Here is a 4,957-nt window from a genome sequence, read left to right on the forward strand (position 1 = left end):
TCCGCACAGTTGAGTAGGGCTGTAAAAGCTGATGAAATCAGCGTAGTAGAGCCCACTCAACCACTGCGTCTTGCTCGACAATCCAAAAATAATTGAGAGGCTAGGACTTTTGTCCCAGCCTCTTTTCAGTATTAGATAAACAAACTAGCGGTTAAGATCAGATAGAGCAAGAAGGTGACCAGAAATCCAGCGCGCCAGAAGTATTTGATAAATTTCGGATAATAAAAACTCTTTTTCTTTTTTAAGAAATAAATCGTTAGCCCCAAGGCCAAAAGCGAAAGACTCAAGGCTAGCAGCGGTAAGAGGCTGTGGTAAAAGGCGCTGTCTGAAATCAGGTAGTACTCCAAGGCAAATAAAGGAAAGGCAATATCGGTAGATCGCCATCCTCTTTTTTGGAGTTTAAAGAGGTGAACAATGATGCCGCTCAGAATCAGCGTTAAAAAAATAAATAATACAGAAGCAACTTTGATTAACATAGCTTCATTCTATCATAAAACGAAAAAAAAGTTTACTATATTTTAATTTTTTCTTGCAAAAAAAGAGAAATTGTGTATAATAGAAAGGTATGCACAAAGCATACTTGTGGGAGGTAAAAATCTGTAATTACCGCCAAAACCACAAAGGAGGATTTAAGAAATGGCTAAAAAAGTCGAAAAACTTGTAAAATTGCAAATCCCTGCTGGTAAAGCTACTCCAGCTCCACCGGTTGGTCCAGCGCTTGGTCAAGCAGGTATCAACATCATGGGATTCACTAAAGAGTTTAACGCTCGTACAGCTGATCAAGCTGGTATGATCATCCCAGTTGTTATCACGGTTTATGAAGACAAATCATTCGATTTCGTTACAAAAACACCACCAGCTGCTGTTCTTTTGAAAAAAGCTGCAGGTGTTGAAAAAGGTTCAGGTACACCGAACAAAACGAAAGTTGCAACTGTAACTCGTGCACAAGTACAACAAATCGCTGAAACTAAGATGCCAGATTTGAACGCTGCAAACATTGAGTCTGCAATGCGTATGATCGAAGGTACTGCTCGTTCTATGGGATTCACTGTTACTGACTAATTGTAACAATCCTATTTGCCCGCAATACACTTGATCATGAGACGAGTGACGTGGGAGATGAAAATCGATATGACCACATTACAAGGAGAAAGATAAAATGGCTAAAAAAAGCAAACAACTTCGTGCTGCACTTGAAAAAATCGACAGCACAAAAGCATACAGCGTAGAAGAAGCTGTAGCTCTTGCAAAAGAAACTAATTTTGCAAAATTTGACGCAACTGTAGAAGTTGCTTACAACTTGAACATCGACGTGAAAAAAGCTGACCAACAAATCCGTGGTGCAATGGTATTGCCAAACGGAACTGGTAAAACAGCTCGCGTACTTGTATTTGCACGTGGTGCAAAAGCTGAAGAAGCAAAAGCTGCTGGTGCAGACTTCGTAGGTGAAGATGACCTTGTTGCGAAAATCAACGATGGTTGGTTGGACTTCGACGTTGTTATCGCTACACCTGACATGATGGCTCTTGTTGGACGTCTTGGACGTGTCCTTGGACCACGTAACTTGATGCCAAACCCTAAAACTGGTACAGTAACAATGGATGTTGCGAAAGCAGTTGAAGAGTCTAAAGGTGGTAAAATCACTTACCGTGCTGATAAAGCAGGTATCGTTCAAGCGATCATCGGTAAAGTTTCATTCGATGATACTAAATTGGTTGAAAACTTTAAAGCTTTCAACGACACAATCCAAAAAGCAAAACCAGCTACAGCTAAAGGTACTTACGTAACTAGCTTGACTTTGACTACTACTCAAGGTCCTGGTATCAAAGTGGATGTTAACTCACTTTAATTAGAAATCAAAGCTACCTTCGGGTAGCTTTTTTGTTCGTTTGAATGGTTTCAGAACGCTATTTCCTGATGATAAACTTGATAAACATTAAAACGCTTGCATAAGTACAGGAAAAAGGTATAATATAGGCGAAAATAAAAATTAAGGAGAATCAAATGATTTTTAAACGTTCAAACGGAGAATTCCGTGAAACTGATCGAGTGACTCGTTTCAAGTTGATCAAGTCAGGTAAGAACTGGTTGCGTGCAGCTACTTCAAACTTTGGTTTGCTCAAAGTGATCCGAGGTCAAGTCGAAGAGACGGTTGTTGCTGAGGTTCGTGAAGACGCTGTTTCTGCTAAGAGCCGTCACCTCTTAAAAGGGATCGTAGTAGCAACGGCTCTTTTAAGTGCTACTACAGTTGCAACTACTACGTTTGCGGATGAAGTAGGAAACGAAGTCGTTTCTTCCTCTGCAGCAGTGAGTGCTCCATCCCTTTCACCTGAAGCAGCTCCATTGACTGAAGAAGGTTCGAAAGAAGTCTCAGTCCCTCAAAATGAAACTGCTACAGAAACAAAAGCTCAAGCAGCAAGTTCATCCCAAGTGGTCGAAAGTACTGTAGCATCGGATGATAAAGCAATCTTGGAACAAAATGCTTCTGAAGCAGCTTTATTGAATCAAATAGCAGAAAAATATGCTTCCAACCATCAAAATGAAGAGCAGAAAGCTGCTATCAAAGAGGCTGTTGCAAAAGTTCAAGCTGAATTGCCAACAAAAGAAACTTCGAGCAATTCTGAAGTAAAACCACAATCATATGCTGAACAACGAGAACGCTTGAACAAGTCAGTAGATGATATGATGGTAACCTTGAAGGCTGCAGGCTTTAATGGAAATACAACTGTTAATGGTGCACCAGCAATTTCTGCTCAGTTAGATGCACTTTCAACTTCAACTACCTTGACAGCCCCATCAGTAACTCCAACAATGGAAGAGCCAAATGGTGCTTCTATTGATGACCCAACATGGAACAATGCAACTTATCAATTGGATCCAAATGCTGACCGCTATACCTATTCTATTTGGGATCTTCAAAACTGGCAAGGTCCGGCAAATCAAGGTGGTCTTACCTATAGCAATGGTGGCTATTATGTAACCTTCTCAGTAGATCGTTCTGCTGTTGGAACAACTCAGACACCAACTGTTCATGCTCGTTTGGTTGAAAAAGCTACTGGTAAAGAAGTCGAAACCTTGGATTTGACTGCCAAGTCAACTTTCCAATTTAAGACCTTGGTGAATGAAAATCCTACTTATGCCCCTCAATTTGATTATACTACTGGGGAATCTTCGCAAATCCTAGGAACTTGGACCAATAACCGTGAAGCTGGTCCAACTTCTGATGATAAATATAAACACCACATTCTTCAAATTCGTGATACGACTAAACCAGGAAATGTTGGGGAAACAAAACCGAATGTTCAAACAGTTATCCCAACTGAAAAAGTAACCCATACCACCTACTATAAAGTAGAGGGTACGAATGAAGAATTGGCTTCATACAGCCAAACTGGTATTGAAAGCCAAGACTACAAGGCATCGAATCCGCGTGAATTTGAAGGCTACGAGTTTGTACGTACGGATGCTGAAAAGGATATGACCGGTTCTCTAGGTGGTGTCGGAGCTAAATACTTGGAACTCCAAGGTGGACGTGCTCACTACTACGTCAAACGGATTGTAGAGCAAGTCGATAAAGACGGAACATCTGTTGTTAAATTATATGCTTTAGACCCATCAAAAGTGGCGTCGTATAATCCATCAACGGATGTAAATACGCTAGACTTAACCAACTATACTTTGTTGTATACTTCAGACCCGGTTAAGCCAGGAGGTAAGCCAACACCTGCTGGAACAGCAACTGAACCGAAAGAGGTCGGATATGTTGACAGTAAGGATGGGAAATACCATCTTAAAGTTGCAACTTATACGGATGGTGGAAACGGGAATGTGCGTTTGAGTGGTTGGTACAATAAGGCTACTGGGGATGCCTTTACAGATTCACCGCAATTCTCAGCAGATGTAGATCCTGTTCGAAACAATACTTCCAACATCATTGGTGGGAACACACCAGGGGATAAGGCTTCTGGCTACCCATCATTCTTTAATAACTATTCTCTTCCATCCATTAAAGAAATTTCTACAGATGTAACGCACTATTACCGCAAATCAGATGTTACTGGTAATGTTTACGTTCATTATAAGGATACTGAGGGTAATGAGCTGAAAACTTCCGTCACAGATGAAGCGGCGCAACCAATTAATAAGACCTACGATACAGTCGTGGACAACCGTCCGCAAACAATCGAAAAAGATAGCAAGACTTACGAATTGGTACCTGCGGGTAACTACACAGTCGGTGAAGTAGATGATGAGGGTCACCTCAAGTCTTCTGATCCTACAACTGGTCTAGTTGCTAAAGAAGATAAGAATGTTACCTACATCTATAAGCTCAAAGAAGAGCCTAAAGGTAATGTCTATGTACACTATGTGGATACAGAAGGCAAGACCATCAAGTCAGATGTGACCGACGAAGACGCTCAACCAGTGGATAAAGACTACGACACAGTGGTAGACAACCGTCCACAAGAGATTGCATTCGAAGGCAAGACTTATGAATTGGTTCCAGCCGGAACTTACACAGTCGGAGAAGTGGATGATGAGGGTCACCTCAAGTCAACCGACCCAACAACCGGTAAGGTCATCGAAGGCGATAAGAATGTCACCTACGTATACAAACTGAAAGAAGAACCTAAGGGTAACGTCTATGTACACTATGTGGATACAGAAGGCAAGACCATCAAGTCAGATGTGACCGACGAAGACGCTCAACCGGTGGATAAGGACTACGACACAGTGGTAGACAACCGCCCACAAGAGATTGCATTCGAAGGCAAGACTTATGAATTGGTTCCAGCAGGAACTTACACAGTCGGAGAAGTGGATGATGAGGGTCACCTCAAGTCAACCGACCCAACAACCGGTAAGGTCATCGAAGGCGATAAGAACGTCACCTACGTATACAAATTGAAGGAAACCCCAGCTGAACCTAAGGGTAATGTCTATGTACACTATGTGG

4 protein-coding genes are annotated in these 4,957 nt (G+C 41.7%); 3 read left to right on the forward strand and 1 reads right to left on the reverse strand.

The annotated features are described in order from the left end of the window. Positions 1-131: 131 nt before the first annotated feature. The gene (locus PCY07_RS10325) at positions 132-476 is read right to left on the reverse strand and encodes a DUF3397 family protein (protein WP_013903943.1); all 345 of its coding nucleotides are present in this window, start codon (positions 474-476) and stop codon (positions 132-134) included. 160 nt (positions 477-636) lie between these two features. Here PCY07_RS10325 and rplK point away from each other — a divergent pair, with 160 nt between their 5' ends. From rplK to PCY07_RS10340, 3 genes are all read left to right on the forward strand, one after another. Next, entirely contained in the window at positions 637-1,062 is a 426-nt protein-coding gene (rplK, locus tag PCY07_RS10330) for a 50S ribosomal protein L11 (protein ID WP_003005369.1), read from the forward strand. A 97-nt stretch (positions 1,063-1,159) separates the two neighbouring features. Beyond that, positions 1,160-1,849 (forward strand): 50S ribosomal protein L1, encoded by a 690-nt coding sequence (gene rplA / locus PCY07_RS10335; RefSeq protein WP_013903942.1) that lies wholly within the window; start codon positions 1,160-1,162, stop codon positions 1,847-1,849. A gap of 155 nt (positions 1,850-2,004) precedes the next feature. Continuing rightward, positions 2,005-4,957, forward strand: a 2,953-nt coding sequence (locus PCY07_RS10340; RefSeq protein ID WP_301556743.1) for an accessory Sec-dependent serine-rich glycoprotein adhesin, incomplete at its 3' end; no start/stop codon positions are given.

Source organism: Streptococcus sp. SP1 (genome assembly GCF_030440005.1).
Lineage (GTDB): Bacteria > Bacillota > Bacilli > Lactobacillales > Streptococcaceae > Streptococcus > Streptococcus parasanguinis.